A 24118-nucleotide genomic window follows, 5' to 3' on the forward strand; every position below is an offset into this window, starting at 1 on the left:
GATTAAAAATTAACAGAAACGTTGAAACCGTACATGCGGGTAGGCGGCGTCTGACGGTAGTCGTTCATCCCCACCGCGTTGCCGGCGGTGAAGTTGAATTCCGGGTCGGTGTATTGGTTCGACCTGGGAAGCCAGGTTACGAGATTTCGCCCGGTGAGCCCCACGGATACCCGTTTGATGAATTTGATTCTGGCCAGCAAGTTTTCCGGCAAGTCGTAGGAAAGGCTTACTTCGCGTAGTTTCCAGAAGGCGCCGGATGTTACGTAGTTTTCGCCGATGGAAGTACGGTAGGCGCTTTCGGGCCAGAAATCATAGTTCCCGTCCATCACCAGTACATTGTTGTTATCCACATATTTCCCTGATCCGGCGGGAGATTCGTAAACGGAATTGGGGAAGATGAACCGTTCGCGGTTATAGGAAGCGCTGACGGCCGAGGCGCCTGTAAAATCAAGGTCCGAACCGATATCGTGGTAAACGGAGTAACCGCTCCGGTGTTCGGCCAGCGCGGTGAAACGCAGGCTCTTCCACTGGAAGTTGGTATTAATACCTACGATGTGCCGGGGATTGGTATTCCCGACCAGGAAATAACCACTGGCGCGGCTTGGCATGCCGGTTTCCGCGTCAACGATGATTTTACCGTTATGCTTTTCGTAAACGGTCGACTTCAGCATGGGGTAAGGCTGGCCAGGGATTGCGGCCACATAAGCGTTGCCGGCGGCGGTGGTAAGTGCAAGCTCCGTAAGGTCGGCGCTGATTTCTATCACTTTATTATCACGGTTGGCATAATTCAGCCCGATTTCCCAACGGAAATCCGCGGAACGGAGCGGCAATAATTTCAGATCGATTTCATAGCCTTTGTTGGAAACCTTGCCCGAATTGATGAGGTAGCCACTGTATCCCGTGGAGTTCGACAGGCCCGCCGTGATCGTTTGGTCCAGTGAAAGCTGGTCGTAGTACGTGAACTGCAGGCTGATCCTTCCATCTATAAATCCCATTTCCACACCGGCTTCCTTGGATTTCACGCGCTCCGGGCGCAGGTCGTCGCTTACGGCTGTGTTACCCAATGTGAAGCCCACGGTAGATCCGAAGGGAAATCCGTCGCCACGGACATAGATCTCATCCAACATGTGCGGCCCGATGTTGGCCTGGCCCACTTCGGAATAACCGGCAAAAAGTTTCAGGTAATTGATGGTCCTGTTGCCTTTCAGGAAAGGCAATGCTTCAGACGCCACGAACGACACATCCACGCCGGGGTATCCGAAATTGCGGTTCTTTTTGGAAAGCCGCGAAATGTGGTCGCGGCGGTAGCTACCGTGGATAAAGGCGAAATCCTTGTATCCCAGCGAAGCGTCGATATACTGCGAATGTTCGCGTATGATGGTTTTCTCGTTTTCGCCTTCCAGTTCGCCCACCCGGTTGTCGACGTTGAAGAAACCGGGGTTCACCAGTGCGTTGGCGCGGATGAAGTTCATGCCGCCCCGTTCCTGCCGGATGTTGTTCCCCAGCACCACGCGCAAGTCGAAATCGTTGAAATTCTTCTGCGCGGTGGCCATGAAATCGTATTGATTGAGCACGTAATTGGCGGTGTTATCCTGGAAAAAGCCGTTGGTGATTTCCGCTTTCACCTTACTCGAAGAAATTTCGGTGGTGTAAGGCGTGTAGGTGAATTTATCCGCACGGTCCTGCCAGAAGGAATTTTGGGTGGATGTGGACACACGGCCCATGAGGGACAGCCATTCCGCCGGTTTGTAGGACAGCGTGAAATTCCCGATGAGGTTGTCTGTTTTGGAATCGGTACGGAACTGGTCGATGATGAAATACGGGTTGTAATAGTATTCGTTGTAGTACCCGTTGGGATTGGAGAACTTGTCCGTTTTCCAGTTTTTATAGCGGGTGAGCGGGATGTGCGCGGCGGTATTCATCACCATCCAGTACACGGATTCCTCCAGGCCGCCGCCGTTGGTGTGAATATCGGCGGTGTTTTGGGTGTAGCTGATGTTGGTGCTGGCGGTCACTTTGCCGAATGTCCGGCTGGCATTGACGCGCAGGCCGTTTCTGCCGAATTTGTCTTTGGGTACGACGCCGTTCACTTTCTGGTTTTGGATGGATGCGTAGAAGGTGGATTTGTCGTCGGCGGTGGAAACGGAAAGGTTGTTTTGCAGCGTGAGGCCGGTGTTCCAGAAGTTGTAGCGGTCGCGGTTGGGGGAGTATTTCACTTTCTGGACGGATCCGTCTTCGAGGGGTTTCCCGATTTCCACTTCCGAACCATCGTAGGCGGGGCCATACTGTTGGTTTTCGAACGCGTTGTACACGGGGATGGGTGATTTGGTGGAGCCGGTGCCGAATTTATCCTGCAGCGAAGGGAAGAAGCTGATTTCTTCGAACTGCGTGGAGTTGGAGAGCGACACTACGGGTTTTCCTTTCTGGGCGCGTTTGGTGGTGATGACGATGGCGCCGTTAGAGGCGCGGGATCCGTAGAGGGCGGAAGCGTTTGCGCCTTTGAGGACGTTGACGTCTTCCACGTCTTCGGGGTTGATAGAGTTGAACTGGCTGTTAGGGATTTCCACGCCATCGAGAACGATGAGGGCCTGGTTTTGTCCGGTCAGCGAGCGGTTGCCGCGGAGGATGATACGGGTTTGGGGGTTGGCGGAGTTGTTGATGGTGTTGACCTGCAAGCCGGACACTTTGGCCACGAGGGACGAGGCTACGGTGGTGGCTTTGGCGGTTACGAGGTCGGCGCTTTTCACCTTCCCGACGGAGTAGCCAACGGATTTCGCCTGTCGTTGGATGCCCATGGCAGTGGTAATCACGACTTCCTGGAGGCTCCGTGAGTCGAGGATGAGGATAACGGGCAAGTTGGTTGCGGCACCCACTGCTTTTTCGAGGGTGTTATACCCTACGCTGCGGATGAGGAGCACATCTTTTTCCGAGACCTGAATTTTGTAATTCCCAAATTGATCAGCGGTGGTACCTTTTGTGGTGCCTTTGATCTGGATGGAGGCGTATGGTATGGGTGAACCGTCTTCACCTGTTACCCTACCGGTAATCTGGCGTTGTTGGGCATAAGCCAGGTTACCACTCACCATAAGCATGGCGAGAAAAAGTAAAGCCTTTTTCATAGATGATTTAGATTTTGATTGACAACCGCAAAATAACTAGATTTTTGAATCCGCAAAAATTTTCCGTTAAAACTATGTTAATGATGATTAACGGTATACTGCGGCACATATGCGGCGATCACTAGATAAGTTATTGATCATCACAGGGCCATAAACTTTTCTTGATCGGGTTAAATCGCTTTAAAAAATCGCAAAAGAATTTGTGTAGAAGGCAAAAAAAGCCGGTTTCCTAAGAAACCGGCGGATTGATGATCAGACTGGTGTCAATCAAAATCTAAACCATCAATGATTTTAAGGCTTTACCAGCATTTTAACAGGCGTTGCAATATACGCCGTAATTACTTTTTCGCATAGCGTTTTCCATGAAAGGCCGCAATTATAACAGCAGAAAAGACAATTTGGTTTACTGCCTTAACATGCAGGCGGATCGCAGTCTGAACGCAGTAAGTACTCAACCCAAAAATCATGATCGCTGCCTGTTTTTATTCAAACATGCTACATCATATACAGAAAAATAAATTAGATTTCACCAGAATCTATCTCCTATACATGCGACAAAGTAAGGCAGATGATATCGTGTATAGACAGCCCTTGCACAATTGCACGATGCCAGTAAAAGCTATACTTCGCCCAATCATTCATCAGTTAATGCCCTTACACGGCAATACAACACCCAACCTCAGCGCGACACGACTTAGACTAACCATTATTGCCAATGCTCAACAATCCATCAACGTGCAAGCACGTAAGTATTGACAAATGCAGTTTTCCTGAATGCAATAACGATAAGCCTTTAGAATGCCTGAAGTTCACCGACTGTTCACCACAACTCATATCACTCGACTACAAATACCATTTGCACGCCTGAAATCCAACGACTATTCACCACGATTAATGTCACTTCTCAAACGAATGCCATTTGGATGACTAGAGCTCAGCAACAACAAAAACCGATTCTCCCATACAAGCCGATTTTCACTCGCCCCATTCATATTGCAATTGCAGTTGAATCGTACTCCTGGCCTCCGGAAGCATCCCGTTTCTCCACTCCTGTATCGTTTGCGGAACAGTGCGGCTTCCAGCATACTGCCAACTGAACCACGCATTCCACCTTTCTGCAATTGATCGCTGGATCTGCATTCTTACATATCCTCCTGTTCCACTAAAACGATTGACGGTACCATCACCCGGAAATCCGAGCCCCGACAAATACATACCTTCCCCAGGTGGCCCATCGTACCAGGCGTGACTCCAACTCCCCTTCCATCTACCCTGCCTCCAGTTCCATTGCTGCATCGCTATCCAACCTGGACCACTTTCCAATACCTGGCTTTGCGCTCTCACACGCCAGGTAACCGCAGGTGTCAAAGGTAACTCCCAACGTAACTGGAATTGGTGCCTTCCATAGCTGGCCGGCGATATAACATTGTGCCCCTCCCGAAGTTTATCCTGCATTCGTTCCATGAACCTGTAACTTCCGTGTACCGTGGCATGCCGCGCGGGATTCCAATGTACGGCCAACAACACATCCGATCCCACCGAAGGTGCCCCTACACGGTAGCGCAACCAGGGAAAACCAAACATATCCACATACCCGGACAACAACCAATTGGGTTTTACTTTTACCTGCAATGCGCCGTAGCACCCCCGCTCATTTGCCGCCGTACCGGTAACACCAAACGGCGCACCGTACAACCCGGCGAACCCCGGTTCCCCCGACCGCCAGACCCATCCTGCATCCATCGCCGGCGACAATGCCGCCATGCCACCCTGCATAAATGCCCATCCACCTGCGCTGCTCCTCACCACTTCACCGAAAAAGTGAACGTTCCTCCACGTGAAAGCATGATCCACACCTGCTTCCAATAAACGATCATCCGCAAACCTGAACAACTGGTACAAAGCAGTCCCCCGCTGCAATGGAACAGCAAACCGATGCCCTTGCACATTCACTCCCACGTGCCCCGCTGCCCACCGGCGCTTCCATATCGCGCCCGCCGTATGTTGCCGAACGTTCCCTCTGGCCTCCAATTCCGACGCCGTCCTGTGATAACCTGCCGGCAACAACGTCCCGCCCATTGCGGCACTTTCCTCATCCAGCAGTTTCAACCTGCCATCCAGCTGACGAACCGATAGCCAGGCCGTCAGCTCCGATTTCCGTAACGCCAATGTACCTGCAAGCCCCCTGTAGAAATAAAACTCACCGGCACCCGCATACGGTCTGGCGGCTTCACCTTCCCGTTTGAATTGCATGACTGAAGAGCTCTTCCCCGGCGCCATCCCATGCCATTGCATCAGACCCTGTCCTACATTGATCGTATAATCCCCCACCACCAGGCACTTCAGTAATCCCGGCCGCCTCACCGCCCAATGAAATCCGATATGATCAGGAAGCGGCGTTCCTTTCCGCAGCCACGCTTCTCCGGCGTCCTTCTCCAGCACCAGCCCCCAACCGCCATGCCTGCCCATTGCATACCGATAACGCAGCACCGCTTTATCCAGGCTGCCGGCGTATGCTGGTGGCTTATCAGGCGCCGGAAAAAACGAGGCTCCCCGCCCCGCCCAAGTCCTGGAATATCGCAATTGCAAGGTATGCTGCCCTTCAGTCCAGATACGGCGAAAGGGTACTTGCTCCGCAAATCCATGCCCTGCCATCACATAAGGCAACAACTTCCGGATGAGTGGAAGATCAAACCCTTGCACGGCTTGCAATTCATAGATTGCGGCCAATGGCCCCAGGCGCTTCCTGTGATCAAGTAATTGTTGTATCTGGCCTGGCTGCAGCAGTCCCAGTTCCTGTAACTCCTCCGCGGATGCACTATTGAGATCCAGCGGACGGCGCAGGTAACGCTGCAGTAATGTCCATTGCTCATCATTCTCGCGAAAACTTTCCGGATCCGTTTCCGCCTGCAGCTCCTGCCATTCGGCGTTATGCTGTGACTCCTCCTGCTGTGCGAAACACACACCTGGCCAACACCAAACTGCAGGCAGCACTATCCTTATCAAACAATTTCGATACAACTCCACCAACCCGCCCCGCTTCCGCTTCGGTTCCATTGCATTGATTTTTGGTTAACAAACAATGTTGCTTTTGTTACGGATGCTCCAGACCAATCCATTTGATTATGTATGCTGTGACTCCTCCTGCTGTGCGAAGCACACGCCTGGCCAATACAAGACAGCGTGAAACGCTACACATATCAAAATAATCTCGAAACAACTCCGTCATCCGGAGCATTTTCCGCTTCGGTTCCATCATTATTCAATTCGCTTCGCAGACAAAGTTTCTGCCTTTAGTTATGCTCCCGTCCATTCCATCCAATCATGATGCCCGGCGAAACACCCAGGTACGGATGCCAACGCCCGACTATCCCCATTTTCCACCATCCGGCCGCCCAGCCCACGCCGCAGTAGGGCAACAAAGGCCCCGCCGCATAACCTCCCACCAACACAAAACGTTCCACCGGCCTATACATCAGCTGCACCCTGCCCGACAATAGATAACCCGCCTCCTTCCCCGCTGCCAGCTCCAGCTCCACCGGCAGACCAACCCCGTATGTCAGCGATATCCCCCCATAACCCGCACCTTCCGCACCCATGCGCAACTGCACGCCCAACCGGCACGATTTTCCCACTTCCCAGACCGATCCCATTTCCGCTTCCGGTCCATCCTTCCCATACCCCAATCCCCCCGAAGCCAACACCGCTTTTCCCAGACGCAAACCATACAAAACATGTACACGCGTATCCGCATATCGCCGCACACCGGCATGCAATACCCGCACACCCGCTACCCCACCTCCCACGGGAGTGGCCGCAGTCAGCGCATGCACACGCCACCCGTCGATAAGAAATCGCTGTTCTGAATACCCCCCGCGGCAGTCCGCCGCAACGCGGCCAGGCGCCCCGGCTCGTTCCAGGCGTTGAAGGCCTCCCATATCGGAGGTATCGTAAATAATTGCAGGAATACCCAATGCAGGGCAAGCTGGCAAACAATGGTCATCTCAAATCAGGTTTATCAAACAATGACTTCAAAACTAATGGAGCCGGGCATCCGCACCAAAAAAAATATCTCCGAAAAACGGAGATTGACCGTTCAACGGAGATACTTTTTATTATTGGAAATCCTAGAAAAGCCCGTACAGCTCTGAATCTACACGGGAAATAATTTCACCGAGATCTTCTTCCTTTTCAGGGAACTTATTTTTGTCAACATCGATGATCAGCAAGGGACCATCCTTATATTTCTCGATCCAGCTGTTGTAATATTCGTTTAGCCGCTTCAGATAGTCGAGCCGGATGTTTTCTTCATACTCACGGCCCCGTTTCTGGATCTGCGCTACCAGCGTAGGCACGGACGCCTGCAGGTAAATCAGCAAATCCGGCGGTTTGACCATCGATTTCAGCGTCTCGAAGAAATTGAAATAATTGTCGAAGTCGCGCTTTGTCATCAGCCCCATCTCATACAGGTTGGGCGCGAAAATATGCGCATCTTCATAAATGGTGCGGTCCTGTATCACTGTCTCCTTACCATGCTGGATATCCACCAGCTGCTTGAGGCGGCTGTGCAGGAAATACACCTGCAGATTGAACGACCAGCGGGGCATATCATCGTAAAAATCGCTCAGGTACGGATTATGCTCCACGTCCTCGAACTGCGGAATCCATTTATAGTGCTTCGACAGCATCTCGGTGAGCGTGGTTTTTCCGGCGCCGATATTGCCCGCTACCGCGATATGTTTGACTTTATTCTTTGCCATGCATTGGGGATATGATTCAACAAGATAAATATATCAATAGAAATTGATGCCCATCAGGCGGCGCGCTTCTTTCAGCGTTGCCGCAGCGGACTCCCGCGACTTCTCGGCGCCCTGGCGCATGATCCGGTGCAGGTATTCATGGTCCTGCTGGATCGCCTCGGCCTTCTCGCGGATCGGGCGGATGAAATTCACCATATCTTCCGCCAGCTGCTTCTTCATATCGCCATAGCGGATGTTGCAATTATTGAACGCCGCATCGAAAAACTGAACGGTATCCGGTGCAGACACCAGTTTCATCAGCGTGAAAAGGTTTTCGATATAGTCGGGTTTCGCGGAATTGGCTTCCTGCGGACCGCTGTCTGTTTTGGCTTTTTTGATCTTGTTGCGGATGGCATCGTCGCTGTCGTTAAGATAGAGCGTGGAGTTCTCATTCTCGCTTTTGCTCATTTTCCCGTTACCGTCGAGGCTCATGATACGCACGAGATCGTCGCCGTAATTGAACGGGTACGGTTCGGGGAAGAGTTCGCCATAGCGGTTATTGAAGCGCTGCGCGAAGTTGCGGCTCATTTCCAGGTGTTGTTCCTGGTCTTTGCCCACGGGCACTTTCACGGCGCGGTGGATGAGGATGTCGGCAGACATGAGAACGGGGTACGTGAGCAGGCCGGCGTTCACGTTGTCGGGATTCTGGCGCACCTTGTCCTTGAAGGTCGGTACTTTTTCCAGTTCACCTTTATAAGCCATCATATTGAGCAGCAGGTAAAGCTCCGCGATCTCGGGGATATCGCTCTGCACGTACAATGTTACTTTTTCGGGATCAAGGCCGGATGCGATGTTTTCCGCCAGTACCCGGTACACGTTGCCGCGGAGGCTGGTGGGATCCGGATGGGTGGTCAGCGCATGCCAGTCGGCCACGAAAAAATAACAGTTGAATTCTTCCTGCATCCGGATATAATTGCGGATGGCACCAAAATAGTTACCGAGGTGCAAAATGCCGGTAGAGCGGATGCCGCTCACTACGATTTCTTTTTCCTTAGCCATATCGGGCCGCAAAATAAGAAATTTTAACAAGGCTTTTGGGAAAGGATACATCCGGAACCCGCCCAATAATCCCTATTTTTGTGCGACCGATCACATTTATCGGTTATATGAATACATTTTATTAGCTTTAAATCGTTAATTTAAACACATGGAAGTGAATGACGCCCTGATCCGGCAACTGGCAACCTTGTCCAGGCTGGAAATCGGCCAGGAAGAAGGGGAGGAAATCCGCCTGGACCTCCAGCGGATGATCACCTTTGTGGAGAAACTGAACGAACTGGACACGACGGATGTGAAACCACTGCTGCATATGACCCGCGACGTCAATGTTTTCAGAGAAGATGCGGTAATCCCGGAAATCTCCCGGGAAGAAGGTCTCCGTAACGCACCCGTCCATACCGACGAATATTTCAGCGTTCCCAAAGTAATCAAGAAATAATATGACCCAATCCGTTATCCACCTGGAAGACATCCGGAAAAGCTATTTCATCGGCAAAAACGAGTTACCCGTGCTGAAAGGCGTGACTATTGATATCAACCGGAATGAATATGTAGCGCTGATGGGGCCTTCCGGCTCCGGTAAATCCACCCTGATGAATATACTCGGCGCGCTGGACACCCCTACCGCCGGCAAATACATCCTCAACGGGCACGACGTGAGCAGCATGGAGGATAACGAGCTCGCCCGCATCCGCAACCAGGAGATCGGTTTCGTGTTCCAGCAGTTCAACCTTATGCCCCGGCTTACCGCCCTCGAAAACGTGGCGGTCCCCCTTATATACGCCGGTATCAGCAAGCGCGAACGGGAAGACAAAGCCAGGGCCATGCTGGAAAAAGTGGGGCTTGGGGAACGATATAAACACAAACCCAACGAGCTGTCGGGCGGCCAGTGCCAGCGCGTAGCCATCGCCCGGGCGCTGGTGAACGACCCGTCCCTTATCCTGGCCGACGAGCCCACCGGTAACCTGGACACCAAAACGTCCGTGGAGATCATGGATATTTTCGGTAAAATCCACGCCGGCGGCAACACTGTGGTACTGGTGACGCACGAGGAAGACATCGCCGAACACGCCCGCCGGATCATCCGCCTGCGCGACGGCGTGGTGGAATCCGACAAAATGAACGCCATTAAAGAAATCGTAGCGAAATAGCCCGGCTATCTTTATCATACTGAAGCGGCTGCCTCCAAAAGGCGGCCGCTTTTTTTAGTACATTCGCCCAAAACCCTGGACATGGCATTCAGAATATATACCAAAACCGGAGATAAAGGCATGACCTCCCTCATAGGGGGCACCAAAGTCTCCAAAGGGCACCTGCGCATCGAGACGTACGGCACCGTGGATGAGCTCAACTCCTGGATAGGCCTTGTCAACGACCATATGACCGACCCGGCTGTAAGGGCGATGCTGCGCGAGTCGCAGGACCGCCTGTTTACCATTGGCGCCTCGCTGGCCACCGATCCGGAGAAGGAATCCAAAATGAAACGGCCCGACCTCCACGAGGAAGACGTGAAGACGCTGGAAGACGCGATGGATAAAATGGACGAGATCCTCCCCGAAATGAAGCATTTCATCCTTCCCGGCGGCCATGTGGCGGTGTCACACTGCCATATCGCCCGGTGCGTGTGCCGCAGAGCTGAGCGCCTTTGTGTGGCGCTGCAGGACGAAGGCCAGCCCGTAGCGCCGCTGGTACTGCAATACCTGAACCGGCTGAGCGATTACCTGTTCGTTTTGGCGCGGTATGCGGGGCATCTGCTGCAGGTGGAAGAACTGCCCTGGCGGCCCCGGATGTGATAAAAAGACGGTTAATCGTCGATATAAACGTAACTTTGCAAAAATTTTTCACCATTTCATGAATCTAATATCGGAATTGCGCTGGCGCGGTATGATACAGGATATCAAGCCAGGCACGGAAGAACAGCTGGAAAAGGAAATGACGACCGCTTACGTGGGCTTCGACCCTACGGCGGACTCGCTGCATGTGGGCAACCTTGTTCCCATCATGCTGCTGAAACACCTGCAGCGCGCCGGGCACAAGCCCCTCGCGCTCGTTGGCGGCGCTACCGGCATGGTGGGCGACCCCTCCTTCAAAGCGGAAGAACGCAAAATGCTCGACCTCGACACGTTGCAGCACAACCTCAACAGCATCAAGGCCCAACTCGAGCGATACCTGGACTTCGATACATCGAAGCCCAATTATGCGGAAATGGTGAACAACTACGACTGGTTCAAGAATATCTCTTTCCTGGATTTCATCCGCGACGTGGGTAAGCATATCACCGTCAATTACATGATGGCGAAAGACTCCGTGAAAAAACGCATCGACGGCGACGCCGGGATGTCGTTCACGGAATTCTCGTACCAGATGATCCAGGGATACGATTTCTATCATTTGTATAATACAAAGAACTGTAAGATGCAGATGGGTGGCTCCGATCAATGGGGCAATATCGTCACCGGAACGGAGCTCGTGCGCCGGATGGGCGGCGGTGAAGGATATGCTTTTACCTGTCCGCTGATCAAAAAGAAAGACGGCACCAAATTCGGGAAGTCCGAAAGCGGCAATATCTGGCTCGATGCGTCCAAAACTACGCCTTATGAGTTTTACCAATTCTGGCTGAACGCGGACGATGAAGACGCCGAAAACTATATCCGCATCTTCACTTTCCTGGACGAAAATACCATCAACTCCCTCATCGCGGAGCACAAACTGGATCCGGGCAAACGCCTGCTGCAGAAGAAACTCGCGCAGGAAGTGACGACGTTCATCCATGGCGAGCAGGAATATGCTTTCGCGATCAAAACTTCGGAAATCCTTTTCGGTAATGCTTCAATTGATACCTTGCGTTCGTTGTCGGAAGAACAGTTGCTGAAAGTGATGGCCGGCGTGAAGCAATATGAAGTGCCGGCAGCGGTGCTTGCTGAGGGGAAAGATGTGGTATCGTTCCTGGCGGACGCGGGAATTTTCCCGAGCAAGGGAGAAGCGCGCAAGACGATCCAGGGTGGCGGCGTGAGCCTGAATGGCGTCAAACTGACAGGGATCGACGTGAAGATCGAGGCGGCTGCTTTGCTGACGGGCAATACGATGTTATTCCAGAAAGGAAAGAAGAATTACATCCTCGTTCGTATTGTGTAACGACAACAAATATTTTCCTTGTGAAAGAGGAACGATAATGACCCCGGAGGCTTAAGGGCTCCGGGGTTTTGTTTTTTAATTTTGCAAGTATTCCGCCGGATCTTCGCGAACTTCCCAATCACGCATGTCCTCTTCTCTTTCCCTAGGCAGGAAGAACCCCTTGATACATGCTGAATTTCTGATACAGATCTGGATATGGGATTTATCATAAATGCCAGATCCATTAAAAACCGGTTGCCCCTCAATAAACAATCCTCTTACCGAATCAAACGGCAGGGTTTTGTGCGCGAAATGCTCCTGGACTCCAGAATTGTGTAACCATCCCATAACCGTGTGCATGTGTTCGATCACTCCACAATCAAGATTCCTCGATACAATGTCTTTTGGCAAAGTACCCGTGGGCGCAAAATTCACCGGCATATCTTGTCCTTGAAAACTTCGAACTTGTTTCATGTCAAGATGATATGCTCGAATTAAATCGAGGTAGCGCTGATCAGAAAAATCACAGCAATTACGTAGATCCAGCAGCGCCCCTACAACTGCAGGTTGATTGATCTGCTTCTTCTCACATTTTTGGCGCGCCCAGTCCAGTCCGCGCTTCAGGTTATTCTCCCAAAAATACATTCCATGCCCCAACCACTCGAATTCCCGGTTGCTCGCGAATATACCCTCGCGTTCATTCAATAATCTTGCAGCTACCCTGGCATCACAACCATGATATCCAACTGCATAATTCCCGATATTCATTATTATTGATTTGGGTTAACAAAACAAGTGCTATTGCATCTGCAATTGCCAATATTCCGCTCGGGTAATCCACTGGCTACGATCGCTATACCAGTCGGGTGGATTTCCATTTTCGTCCAGCAATCCGGATTTTATCCATCGCTCCCTTCTGGCTTGCGGGGAATTAAAATGATTCAATATACGCTGCCTTAGCGCCTCTTTCTGATTTTCAAGCGCATCCATCTGTTGTTTAATGGCTGCTAATTCCTCATCGCTTAAATAATGTTCCATGTTGTAAGTTTTGCGCTGAAAGTAACACTTTCGAAAACACAAAACTTTTTTCAAACTTTTTTACGGGATACCCTTTCCGCAACCACGCCGTCAGCCCCTGCGTCATCACGAACACTTGCGTAAAACCCATGTTCCGCGCGCGCTTCGCCGCATACGGCGCCGCTCCGCACAAAGCATCCGTACAATAAAAAACAAGCAAATCATCCTTCCCGCATTCCAGATCCCCCGCGCCATAGTCCCCCGGATCCAAATGCCGCGCCCCAGGAATATGGTGCCGCTTAAAAGACGCACACGGATTATTATCAATCACCCGCACCCCGGGCTCCCCCAACCGGCGGAGCACCTCCTCCGGCGAAATTTCCGCTATCCCGAAAAGCCGGGCCGTTGTTAGCTGCTGTCTCATCTTTTTTTCACAAATCTCAACCCGGGTTATGACAAGGGTATGTCAGCAGCACCCAAACTTATTTTCAACCCATAAAAAAAGCCGCCCGCTCAGCGGACGGCCCCTATTCTTACCCATTGCAATTCAATCTATTGCAACTCATATTTATGCTTATAACGCTCAAACAATTGCTTGTGTTTGTCCGTCAGGTCCAGCTCGCGCCCCTGGATGTAAGCCCGCGTGATCACGCTCGACTTCATATCCAGAATATCGCCCGTGCTCACCACGATATTCGCATCCTTGCCCACTTCCAGCGAACCCGTCTTATCCGAAATACCCAGGATCTTCGCGGCATTGAGCGTGATCGCGCTCAGCGCTTCCTCTTTGCTTAACCCATATGCGCCAGCTGTGCCTGCGTTGAAAGGCAGGTTCCGCTGCTGCCAGAAACCCTCGTTCGAAATACTGAACAGGATACCGGCTTTCTGCAACAACGCCGGCGTTTTGTAAGGCTGATCCACGTCGTCGTCCTGCATCACGGGCAGGCTGTGCGGCTGCGATAAAATCACCGGAATGCCGTATTTCTTCAATACGTCGGTAATCATCCAGCTGTCGGTGCCGCCTACGATCACCACGTCGAACCCAAATTCCTGGCCCATATCCGCCGCGATGATCATTTCCTTCATCAGGTCGCAATGCACGAACAGCTTTTGGCTGCGGTCAAACAGACCTTTTACCGATGCGTACTTCAGGTTGGTTTCCGATTTCTTTCCGCCGTCGTTATAGGCTTTCGCTTCACGCAAAAAGCTTTTCACGGATTCGATTCTTTCCATCGCCGCCTTCACCGCATCGCTGCCAGGCCCACGGGCTTCCGCGCCGAAGGGATTAGAACGGGGCATGAGCCGCGGCATATAGAAATGAATACCATTGTCGGTTTTGTACGCTGCATCTTCCCAATTCCAGGCGTCGAGCTGCACCACCGAAGAACTACCCGTCAGCAGGCCGCCTTCCGGCACAATCTGCGCTATCAGAATACCGTTGGTACGCAGAGTATTGATAATTTTGGAATCGGTGTTGTAGGAAATAATCGAACGGACCGACGGGTTAATATCACCGACCTCGCTGTAATCGTTCGTGGCGCGTACGCTTTCTACTTCCGTGAGACCGAGGTTGCTATCCGTCACGATCAGGCCGGGATATATGTGCTGACCCTGCACATCGAACACGCGCACATCATCGGCCGGGATCGGCACATTGGCGCCCACGGCGATGATTTTGCCGTTATTGAACCCGATCGTGCCGCGTTCGATGATCTGACCGGCTCCCGTGTGGATGGTGGCATTCTTCAGGAACACCAACCCTTTCTGCGCTTTCGCCGGATAAACCGTTTCCTGCGCTTGCAACGTGGCCAGGCAGGCAGTGAGTCCGAGTATGGAGAGGAATATTTTCTTCATGTTACTGGATGTTTTCGTGGTGATGATCTTCCACATCGTTCAAAATATGGTGCTGATGGCCGGCCTGCAGATCTTCGCAATGGTAGATCTCCTCGCGGGAAGGCACCGCTTTCTGCATCGGACCGCCTTTCTTCTTCTCGCCGATCATTTTGGCGATGAGCCGGTTACGCTCCGCGGCGATGCGCGAACGCAGTTCCAGGTCGCGGGCGCGGTCAAAGTACACAATACCGTCCACGATCGTTTGTTCCGCCTTGGCGTAAATGCTGAGGGGATGATCGCTCCAGAGCACTACGTCGGCGTCTTTCCCGGTTTTAATACTGCCTATCCGTTCTGAAACATGCAACAGCTGGGCGGGATGAAGGGTTACCATTTTGAGCGCGAGCTCTTCTTCCATCCCCCCGTACTTTACGCTTTTGGCGGCTTCCTGGTTGAGGCGGCGCGCCATCTCTGCGTCGTCGGAGTTGATGGCGGTAGTAACGCCCACACGCTGCATAATGGTTGCGTTCTGCGGGATGGCGTCGATCACTTCCATCTTATACGCCCACCAGTCGGCGAAGGTGGAACCACCGGCGCCGTGTTCCTTCATCTTATCGGCTACTTTATAGCCTTCCAGGATATGGGTGAAGGTATTGATGCGGAAATTGAACCGGTCGGCCACTTTCATCAGCATATTGATTTCGCTTTGCACATAAGAGTGGCAGGTTACGAAGCGTTTTTTGTTTAGTATCTCCACCAGTGCGTCCAGTTCCAGGTCGCGGCGCTTGTTAGGACCGGCCTTTTCGTAATCCCTCGCGCGGGTGAACGCATCCACCAGCACCTGTTCCACCCCCATGCGGGTTTGCGGGAAACGCACACGGGCCGGCAGGTTCCAGTTCGATTGCTTCACGTTTTCACCCAGCGCGAACTTGATGAAACCGTCGGTTCCCCCGAACTTCAGGTCTTCGGCGTTGGCGCCCCAGCGCAACTTGATCAGCTGGCTCTGTCCGCCGATGGTATTGGCGGAACCATGCAGCAGGTGCGTCGACGTCACACCGCCGGAAAGCTGGCGGTAGATATTGACATCATCCGGGTTCACGACGTCGGCGATCCGTACTTCGGAGGTAACGGACTGCGTTCCTTCGTTTACGCCCCGGCTGATGGCGATGTGCGAGTGCTCGTCGAGGATACCGGGCGTGAGGTGCTTGCCGGTGCCGTCAATCACGCGGGCGCTGCCGGCATTCAGGCCCTTGCCCACCTGCGCGATCTTGCCGTTGCGGATGAGTACGTCCGCCCCTTCGATCTTACCTTCTTTTTCATTCGTCCACACCGTGGCGTTGCGGATGAGGATATCCTGCTGCTTCGGCATTTCTTCAAAACCATACCCTACGAAAGGATAATAAACCTTGCCGGGAGCGGCGGCGGGTTTCTTTTTCGCGGTATCGGCTTTGGCGATGTGCGTGCTGGTCTGCACCGCTTCCCAGGTCACGGGAACGCCCTTATCGTCGATACCGGAACCCCGCATGGTGGTCATGGCGCCCTGCATGAAGCGGATCGCGCCACTGAGGCGGAGCTGGCTGCTGTTGTCTTTGTTATTGTTGACGATGATGGTCACGAGCGGACCGGCCACTTCGATCTTGCCCGGGATCGTGTCTTTATTGACAATAGACGGCGCGCCGGCGGAACCTTTGATTTCCACCGGGTAAGTACCGGTACCGTTGGGATACGTCAGCACGATATTGTATTTCCCGCGCAGGTCGATCCAGCCTTCTTCTTTCAGCTGGTATTTATTTCCTTGCACCCAGTTTTGATACAGCACGGTTTGCTCTTCGAAAATAGGCCCGGAGGTGATGAGGAAGTTGGCCAGTTTGCCGGCGTCAAGTGTTCCTGCTTTATCGGAAATTTTAAGAATGGAAGCGGGCGTTTGGGTGAGGGCTTCGAGGGCTTTTTGTTCTGACAGTCCGTTCTCGATGGCTTTGCGGAGGTTGGAGAAGAAAGTTTTTGCATCTTTCACCTCAGCACCCGTCAATGCGAAAGTAATGCCAGCCTTTTCGAATGCGGCAGGGTTGGAAGGCGCCAGCTCCCAATGTTTCATGTCAGCGAGCGCAACAAAGCGCGCGTCTGCCGGGTCTTCCACGTCCATAGCTGCGGGGAAGTTGAGTGGCACGATGAACGACGCTTTGGTAGCGAGCATTTCCGGCATCCGCTGGTATTCGTTGCCTCCGGCTTTAATAACGTATTGCACACCGAATTCATCGCCGATCTTATCAGCACGGAGCACGTTCCATTTTTCGTTGGCGTCGAAGATCTGCACGAGGTTCTGCTGATCGTTCCAGGCCTGGAGGCTGAGGTTGACGCCTTCGGCGGAAGGGCTTCCCTTGTACCATTGCGCATCCAGGTATTGCTGGCGCAGCAGCGCGATAGCGCCCATGAGGGAACTGGGGTAATCCTGCGAGGAAGAACCTTTGTCGAATGAATAATGTGACGACGCCCGTTCGCGGATGATGGTTTTATTCTCCCGGTCGGCCGCCAGCGTTACCAGCGCACCCGTGCCGCGGGCGATGCCGTCGTGCTGGTGGGTGAGCACTGCTCCAAAACCCTGTTCCCGCAAGCTCTTCGCTTTGGCCGCATCTGCGCCGAAAAGCTGCACGGCATTCACTTCGGGCTTCACGGACTGGTTCCAGTTGTACGCACCTTTGGTGTTGGAAACGAACTGCTGGGAGCCTCTTCCGCCGCCGCCGCGTGTTACGGAAGGCATGCCGTAGTCGCTAAAGAGTTCGATGAAGGAAGGGTAGATGAATTTCCCCTGGCAATCGATCACCACGGCATCTTTCGGGACTGCCGCCCCGGGTGCCGCTGCGATGATCTTGCCATCGCGGATAACGAGGGTCGCGTCTTTCAACGTCGTTTTCGCGTTTTTAACGATTGTGGCACGGGTGAAGGCGTAACAGCCCTCCCGGGGCTCGGCCACGCCGTTGACAGGGAAAGTCTGCTGGCCCAGCGCGGCGCCGGCCGGCAGCAAAGCCGACAGTCCGCATACCGCGCCGATGGCCCACCGCGTTATAAAATGGCGGCGATGGTGCTTCCCCGGCTCCGGCAAACTTGTACCGGCAGGAAATTGAGTTGCTTTCATGGCAGGTTGATTAAGATACGTTTAGATGATGGCTGATACGATATGGTTGCCGGCACAGGTTCAGATCTGGAAAAAGCACGGCAATCAGGCTACAATACAGCTACAAGTGTTAAATTTAATAAATGATTATCCGCTGAACCTAGTATTTTAGTATAAATTATTTAAGCGGTATCCACCAGGTATTAACACGGCATCAGATATGAAAAACAGGATTATGCTCATGACGCTCCTGCTCGCAGCCTTCACCGTCGCTGCGCAGGCCCAGGATTCAACGCAGGCCCGCGGCCACCGCTGGGACGCTGCAGGCAAGGCCGATAAAATGAGTGATAAACTCTACCGCGAGCTCGGCCTATCCAAAGTACAGCGCAAAGCCATTTACGATATCAATGAAGACATCGCCCGCAAGCGCGACGCTACCAAAAAGAACGCCGCCATCAGCTCCCGCCAGCGCATGCAGGTATACCAGCAACTGGATACCGAGCGCAACCGCCGCTTCCGGGAAGTGCTGACGCCTTCGCAGTATAAGAAATGGAATGATTGGGAATTGAAGAAGAAAGGCGATATGGAAAAGAAAATGGATCGCAAGCAGGACAAGAAAGACGCGCGCAAAACCTCCAACGGATGAGCGTAACCCATCGCTCCGATGCGGAAGCCATTTATCTGCATGCCGTTGCCGCAGTGCAGCCGCGCAAATTCGTTCCGCCGAACCTGCCTGTCCCGCCACCCGGAGATGGGCGCATCTTTCTGCTGGCCGCCGGCAAAGCCGCCGCAGCCATGGCTTATGAAGCCGAACAAATACTGGGGCACAGGCTGAGCCACGGTTTCGCGGTTTCCAGCCACGCCCCTGACGAATTCCCCTTACAAAAAACGGAACTGATCACGGCGGGGCACCCCGTCCCGGACATCAACAGCATCATTGCCGGCACCACCATGCTGCAGCTGGCGGCGGGCCTGAAGCCCGGAGACCACGTCGTGTTCCTGCTTTCCGGCGGCGCCTCCTCACTGCTGGCCGATGTGCCGGAAGGTGTTTCGATGGAAGAGTTGCAGCTGGCGTTCCAGTTACTGCTACATTCCGGCGCGGATATTTCGGAGATGAATACCGTCCGCAAGCATCTGTCGGCCATCAAGGGCGGACAGCTGGCGCGGGCCATCCATCCCGCCACCGTGCATTCCATTTTACTTTCCGATGTTCCCGGCAACGACCCGGCGGTGATCGGCTCGGGCCCTACCGTGGCCGACCATACCACATTCGCCGACGCACTGGGAATCATAGATAAATACCAGCTCCGCGATCGCGTGGCTTCCGGCATCCTGCTGCACCTGGAGCAAGGCGCGGCGGGGCTTATCTCCGAAACTGCGCGCCCCGGGGAGCTGCCGCATGCCTCGCACGTGGTGGCGGCGAGCAACCGCATCGCGCTGGAGGCCGCGGCGCAGAAAGCCATGGAGCTGGGCTATCATGCCACCATTCTTACCGGCAACGCTACCGGACGGGCCCGCGAGCTAGCCGCCTCGCTGGTGGAGCAGGCGCTGGCTTACACCGGTCCTTTCCCGGCTTGCCTATTGGCCGGGGGAGAGTCTACCGTGCAGGTAACGGGCAACGGCCTGGGCGGGCGCAACCAGGAACTGGCGCTGGCGGCGGGCATGTTGCTGAAAGATACGGCCCGCATCACTTTCCTCGCCGCCGGCACGGATGGCATCGACGGTCCCACCGACGCGGCAGGCGCCGTGATCGACGCGGAAACCCTGGCACAGGGGCCTGATCCCCTGCCTTTCCTCGAAAACAACGACAGCTGGCATTATTTCCATCAAACCCATACCCACATCCGCACCGGCCCCACCAACACCAATGTGATGGATCTGGCCGTCATTCTCATTCACGGCCCGGCAAACGTTTGACAAATTCCTTTCAGATAATTTGCTTATCTGGTTCGTAATGCTAATTTTGGGAAACTAAAAAAAATCGCAAGTTTATGCTGAGAATGGAACAGACCTGGCGGTGGTTCGGCCCCAAAGATCCGGTGAGCCTTTCCGATATCCGGCAAGCCGGCGCCACAGGTATCGTTACTGCACTCCATCACATTCCCAACGGCACTGTATGGACCAAAGAAGAAATCATGCAGCGCAAACAGGAAATCGAAGCAGCAGGCCTCGTTTGGTCTGTCGTGGAAAGCGTGCCCGTGCATGAAGACATCAAAACGCAAACCGGCCGCTTCAAAGATTACATCAAAAACTACCAGCAATCGCTCCGCAACCTCGCGGCTTGCGGTATCCATACTGTTACCTACAACTTCATGCCGGTGCTCGACTGGACCCGCACCGACCTGGCTTACACCGTGGAAGATGGCTCCAAAGCTCTCCGGTTCGACAAAGCCCAGTTCATGGCATTCGACCTCTTCCTGCTGCAACGGCCCGGTGCGGAAAATGATTATCCCGAAGAGGAAATCTCCCGTGCCAAGGAACAATTCGACAGCATGACGGCCGACGAAAAAGCACTGCTCCAGCGCAACATCATCGCCGGACTCCCCGGTTCCGAAGAAAGCTTCACCCTCGAACTTTTCCAGCAGGCGCTGGATAAATATAAAGACATCGACGCCATCAAGCTCAAGCTTCATCTCTTCTACTTCCTCCAGCAAATCGTGCCGGTAGCCGAAGAAGTGGGCGTGAAGCTCGCCATCCACCCCGATGATCCTCCGTATCCCATCCTGGGCCTGCCCCGCGTGGTGAGCACTGAACAGGATGCCCGCGAACTGCTGGCAACCATCGTTTCGCCTTCCAACGGGCTTTGCTTCTGCACCGGCTCCTACGGCGTGCGCGAAGATAACGACCTGCCCGGGATGGTGGACCGCCTCGGCGATCACATCCACTTCATCCATCTCCGATCCACGAAGCGCGACGCACTGGGCAACTTCTACGAAGCCAACCACCTCGAAGGCGATGTGGATATGTACAGCGTGGTAAAAAACATCCTCGCCGTGATGAAACGCAGAGGCGTTTCCATCCCCATGCGCCCCGACCATGGCCACCAGATGCTGGACGATCTCCACAAAAAAACCAATCCCGGTTACAGCGCCATCGGCCGCCTCCGCGGGCTCGCCGAACTGCGCGGCCTCGAAATGGGGATCGCAGGGAAATAATCCGATATCATTCTATAGCGATAAAAAGTAGCCCGGTCTTCGAAAGACCGGGCCTTTTTGTTTAAACACACACTACGAAAACAAAACCAATGAAACAGTGGTTATTGTTTCCAAAATTCTTGTCCGCTGAGGTGCATCAGTTCCAGGCCCGCGAGCGATAACTGGTACTGGTACTGGATTTTAGACAACTGTGCTTCCAGCAGCGAGGTTTGTGCGTTCTGCAAATCGAGGTAAGTGATCACCCCGTTCTTATAGCGGCTCTGTGCCAGCGTAAGGGCGCGGTTCGCCTGTTGCAGCAGCACTTCCGCCGTTTGCAGCCTTTCCAATCCCGCCGAAAGGTCAGCGTGCTGTTGCGCGGCTTCCTTTTTCAGGCTTTCTTTCACATCCTGCGTATGCAGCTTAGCGATTTCCGCTTCGGTGGCAGCGATATGTTCCTGCGTGCGGAGTTTTTTACCGTTATAGATGGGCACGGAAAGGCTCACGCCGGCGTAATAGTTAAATTTCGGTGTGGTGATCTCAGGCAGGTATCCATTCTTGAAACCCGTACCGGCATTCAGAAACAGCGCAGGCTTGTACTGCGCCTTCGCGATACCGATGCCGGTTTCCGCCACTTTTTCCTTTTCCAGGGAAGTGCGGATGGCGGCGTTATGGCCAAAGTCTTCGGCGGGCGGAATGGCCCAGGCGAAATCGGAGTGCACGGAATCTTTGAGCGGTTCACCCGTGAGATATTCCAGCGCGGCAAGTTGCTTTTGCAGGGAATTCGTGAAATCGACCTTCTTATTGCGATATGATTCGAGCTTCACACGGGTATTGATCAGATCGAGATCGATGGCATCTCCGTGTTTCAACTTGTTCTCCACCATGGTTTCCGTTTCTTCGAGGAGATGGATGTTGGCATCCTGCACGGCGATGTTATCCTGCAGAAATGCGATGTTGAGATAGACGTTGGCCACCTGGTACGCCAGCTCTTCGCGGGCTTCGGCGGTTTGTACGCCCAGGAGGCCGGCCTGCGCTTCCGATTTTTTGATCTGGCTGCCGGATTTGCCGAAGTCGAGCAGCAGTTGCCGCGCTTCGATGCCGGCGTTGATATTTTCGGAGGGTACTGGCTGGAAAGTGAAATCGCTGCCGGGCAGTTGCACCTTGGGAACGGGGTACACATGGCTGTAATTAGCCGTACCACTTACTTCCGGAAGACGGCTCGTTTTGGCGAGCGTGGTCTGGTCGGCCGCGATGCGCTGTTGCGTTTCCATCGCTTTGATCTGCGTGAAATGGGAAAACGACTGCTGCACGAGGTTTTTCAGCTCTCCGGGGGCCGACTGGGCGAAAGCCCTTCCGGCCGTGCAGGTCAATATGATGATCAGTGCTTTTTTCATGTCTTGAGTGTTTTTTATCAATGCGCATGTTCCGCCGCTTCCTTCATGGCGTCGGCGCTGAGGTTTCTTTTCTTCACGAACAGCATCAACGGCAGCACGCAAACGAAAAAGATCCCCACGATGCGGAATGCGTCGAGGTAAGTGAGAATATATGCCTGATTGGTGACCAGCCCGTCGAACATGGATAAGCTCGCGCGATGTGCGTCCGCCACGGCCATGCCTTTCGCGGCCAATGCGTTGCCCATTTGCTGGAGGCGTTCCGTGGCCACGGGGCTATCCGGCCCTACATAAGGCAACAGCTGCGTGCGGTGTTCCAGGTACTGGCGCGCGACGTACGTATTCATGAACGCAATCCCGAAGGAACCGCCCAGCTGGCGGAGCATGTTGTTGATGGCGATGCCCTGCGGCATTTCGCGGGGCGTAAGACCCGACACGGCCTGGTTGGTAAGCGGAACGCTCAGCATGGCGGAGCCGATACCCCGCAGCAGCAAGGGCCAGAAGAAAAACATCTCCCCTGCGTCGGGACTGGCGGCCGACATCCAGAAGCAGAATATCGCGAACATGAGGAAGCCGGCGGTAATGAGATACTTCGGCGGAACGCCGCGCTGGATCGCTTTGCCCACCATGGGCATCATAATCGCGGCCATGATCGCGCCAGGGAAGAGGCTTTCACCGGTCAGCGTGGGCGTATAGCCCATAACGCGCTGCATCCAGACGGGATAGACGAACATCGAACAGTAAATCCCCATCCCCATGATAAACGTGAGCAGGGTCGTGATCGCCAGCGTCCGGTTTTTGAGCACGTGCAGGTTTACGGCCGGCGCATCCGTCCGCAATTCCCACCAGATAAACGTGATGAAAGCCACAACCGCGGCCACGGTAAGCACCAGGATATGCGTGGCTTCAAACCAGTCTTCCGACTGCCCTTTCTCCAGGATGTATTGCAAACTCCCCACCCAGATACAAAGCAACAGGATGCCGAAGTAATCGATTTTAATGGCTTTCCGGTTGATGTTGTACTCGTTCGGCTGTTTGTCAATGAACGAGAAAACGAGGAACGCCGCGATGATGCCGATGGGAACGTTGAGGTCGAAAATGAGCGACCAATGGAAATTGTCCACGATGATCCCGCCCAGCGTGGGCCCTACGGTAGGACCGATGATCACGCCCATCCCGAAGATGGCCGAAGCCGTGGGCCGTTCGTAAATCTCGAACGTATCGAACAGGATCGACTGCGAGGTACTGAGGAGTGCGCCACCGCCTACGCCCTGCAGAAATCGCCAGGCTACCAGTTCCCACAAGCTGCCCGATTGCCCGCACATGTACGAGGCAAAGGTGAAAATGAGAATGGAAGTGAGATAATAGTTTTTACGGCCGAAATAGGAAGCAAGGAACCCGGTCATGGGGATCACGATCACGTTCGCGATGGCGTATGCCGTAATGACCCACGATGCGTCCTCAATGGTGGCGCCGAGGTTGCCGCTGATTTGCGACAGCGCCACGTTCACGATCGTGGTATCGATCAGCTCCAGCATGGTGGCGGAGATGACCGTGGCCACGATGATCCATTTGGCGAGGCCTTTTGGTTTCGCTGTCATGC

General features: G+C 53.7%; 20 protein-coding genes. 7 read left to right on the forward strand and 13 right to left on the reverse strand.

What is annotated here, in order from left to right; translation table 11 throughout:
• Positions 1-2: 2 nt before the first annotated feature.
• The 6 genes from WJU16_RS09065 to trpS all read right to left on the reverse strand — a co-directional run bounded on the left by WJU16_RS09065 (position 3) and on the right by trpS (position 8917).
• Positions 3-3119 carry a SusC/RagA family TonB-linked outer membrane protein gene (locus tag WJU16_RS09065; protein ID WP_341837999.1) on the reverse strand — a complete coding sequence of 1039 codons (3117 nt, stop codon included), beginning with the start codon at positions 3117-3119 and terminating at the stop codon, positions 3-5.
• Positions 3120-4094: 975 nt separating this feature from the next.
• Entirely contained in the window at positions 4095-6176 is a 2082-nt protein-coding gene (locus WJU16_RS09070) for a helix-hairpin-helix domain-containing protein (RefSeq protein WP_341838000.1), read from the reverse strand.
• Positions 6177-6412: 236 nt separating this feature from the next.
• Complete coding sequence (locus WJU16_RS09075; protein WP_341838001.1) at positions 6413-6952, reverse strand: hypothetical protein; 540 nt, start codon at positions 6950-6952, stop codon at positions 6413-6415.
• Positions 6940-7122, reverse strand: a complete 183-nt coding sequence (locus WJU16_RS09080; RefSeq protein WP_341838002.1) for a hypothetical protein — start codon at positions 7120-7122, stop codon at positions 6940-6942. Before WJU16_RS09080 ends, WJU16_RS09075 begins: the two co-directional genes overlap by 13 nt.
• A 124-nt stretch (positions 7123-7246) precedes the next feature.
• Positions 7247-7879 carry a deoxynucleoside kinase gene (locus WJU16_RS09085; RefSeq protein WP_298715488.1) on the reverse strand — a complete coding sequence of 211 codons (633 nt, stop codon included), beginning with the start codon at positions 7877-7879 and terminating at the stop codon, positions 7247-7249.
• Positions 7880-7912: 33 nt separating this feature from the next.
• Entirely contained in the window at positions 7913-8917 is a 1005-nt protein-coding gene (gene trpS, locus WJU16_RS09090) for a tryptophan--tRNA ligase (protein WP_341838003.1), read from the reverse strand.
• A 148-nt stretch (positions 8918-9065) separates the two neighbouring features.
• On the opposite strand from trpS, the gene gatC reads away from it, so the two are divergent.
• The 4 genes from gatC (at position 9066) to tyrS (ending at position 12052) form a co-directional block, all read left to right on the forward strand.
• Positions 9066-9356 carry an Asp-tRNA(Asn)/Glu-tRNA(Gln) amidotransferase subunit GatC gene (gene gatC / locus WJU16_RS09095; RefSeq protein ID WP_341838004.1) on the forward strand — a complete coding sequence of 97 codons (291 nt, stop codon included), beginning with the start codon at positions 9066-9068 and terminating at the stop codon, positions 9354-9356.
• Position 9357: 1 nt separating this feature from the next.
• Positions 9358-10068: an ABC transporter ATP-binding protein gene (locus tag WJU16_RS09100; RefSeq protein WP_341838005.1), complete on the forward strand. Its 711-nt coding sequence runs from the start codon at positions 9358-9360 to the stop codon at positions 10066-10068.
• A gap of 81 nt (positions 10069-10149) precedes the next feature.
• Positions 10150-10710 carry a cob(I)yrinic acid a,c-diamide adenosyltransferase gene (locus tag WJU16_RS09105; RefSeq protein WP_341838006.1) on the forward strand — a complete coding sequence of 187 codons (561 nt, stop codon included), beginning with the start codon at positions 10150-10152 and terminating at the stop codon, positions 10708-10710.
• A 58-nt stretch (positions 10711-10768) separates the two neighbouring features.
• A complete protein-coding gene (tyrS, locus tag WJU16_RS09110; RefSeq protein ID WP_341838007.1) occupies positions 10769-12052 on the forward strand; it encodes a tyrosine--tRNA ligase in 1284 nt (427 codons plus the stop codon).
• 75 nt (positions 12053-12127) lie between these two features.
• On the opposite strand, the gene WJU16_RS09115 is transcribed toward tyrS, so the two are convergent.
• The 5 genes from WJU16_RS09115 to WJU16_RS09135 all read right to left on the reverse strand — a co-directional run bounded on the left by WJU16_RS09115 (position 12128) and on the right by WJU16_RS09135 (position 18011).
• Entirely contained in the window at positions 12128-12799 is a 672-nt protein-coding gene (locus WJU16_RS09115; protein ID WP_341838008.1) for a hypothetical protein, read from the reverse strand.
• Between the two features lie 30 nt (positions 12800-12829).
• Positions 12830-13069: a hypothetical protein gene (locus WJU16_RS09120; protein WP_341838009.1), complete on the reverse strand. Its 240-nt coding sequence runs from the start codon at positions 13067-13069 to the stop codon at positions 12830-12832.
• Complete coding sequence (locus WJU16_RS09125) at positions 13047-13472, reverse strand: rhodanese-like domain-containing protein (protein ID WP_341838010.1); 426 nt, start codon at positions 13470-13472, stop codon at positions 13047-13049. The genes WJU16_RS09120 and WJU16_RS09125 overlap by 23 nt, the downstream gene beginning before the upstream one ends.
• A gap of 128 nt (positions 13473-13600) precedes the next feature.
• Positions 13601-14902: an amidohydrolase family protein gene (locus tag WJU16_RS09130; protein WP_341838011.1), complete on the reverse strand. Its 1302-nt coding sequence runs from the start codon at positions 14900-14902 to the stop codon at positions 13601-13603.
• Position 14903: 1 nt separating this feature from the next.
• Complete coding sequence (locus tag WJU16_RS09135; RefSeq protein ID WP_341838012.1) at positions 14904-18011, reverse strand: amidohydrolase family protein; 3108 nt, start codon at positions 18009-18011, stop codon at positions 14904-14906.
• Positions 18012-18210: 199 nt separating this feature from the next.
• Here WJU16_RS09135 and WJU16_RS09140 point away from each other — a divergent pair, with 199 nt between their 5' ends.
• From WJU16_RS09140 to uxuA, 3 genes are all read left to right on the forward strand, one after another.
• Positions 18211-18636, forward strand: coding sequence for a hypothetical protein (locus WJU16_RS09140; RefSeq protein ID WP_341838013.1), 426 nt, complete (start codon positions 18211-18213; stop codon positions 18634-18636).
• Positions 18633-19907 (forward strand): DUF4147 domain-containing protein, encoded by a 1275-nt coding sequence (locus WJU16_RS09145; protein ID WP_341838014.1) that lies wholly within the window; start codon positions 18633-18635, stop codon positions 19905-19907. The genes WJU16_RS09140 and WJU16_RS09145 overlap by 4 nt, the downstream gene beginning before the upstream one ends.
• A 74-nt stretch (positions 19908-19981) precedes the next feature.
• On the forward strand, positions 19982-21145 hold the full coding sequence (gene uxuA / locus WJU16_RS09150) for a mannonate dehydratase (RefSeq protein WP_341838015.1): 1164 nt from the start codon (positions 19982-19984) through the stop codon (positions 21143-21145).
• Between the two features lie 101 nt (positions 21146-21246).
• Here the strand turns inward: uxuA and WJU16_RS09155 are convergent, their stop codons facing one another.
• Positions 21247-22518: a TolC family protein gene (locus WJU16_RS09155; protein ID WP_341838016.1), complete on the reverse strand. Its 1272-nt coding sequence runs from the start codon at positions 22516-22518 to the stop codon at positions 21247-21249.
• 17 nt (positions 22519-22535) lie between these two features.
• A complete protein-coding gene (locus WJU16_RS09160; RefSeq protein WP_341838017.1) occupies positions 22536-24116 on the reverse strand; it encodes a DHA2 family efflux MFS transporter permease subunit in 1581 nt (526 codons plus the stop codon).
• Positions 24117-24118: the final 2 nt, after the last annotated feature.

Origin of the sequence: Chitinophaga pollutisoli, from assembly GCF_038396755.1 — a bacterium.
Taxonomy (GTDB): domain Bacteria; phylum Bacteroidota; class Bacteroidia; order Chitinophagales; family Chitinophagaceae; genus Chitinophaga; species Chitinophaga pollutisoli.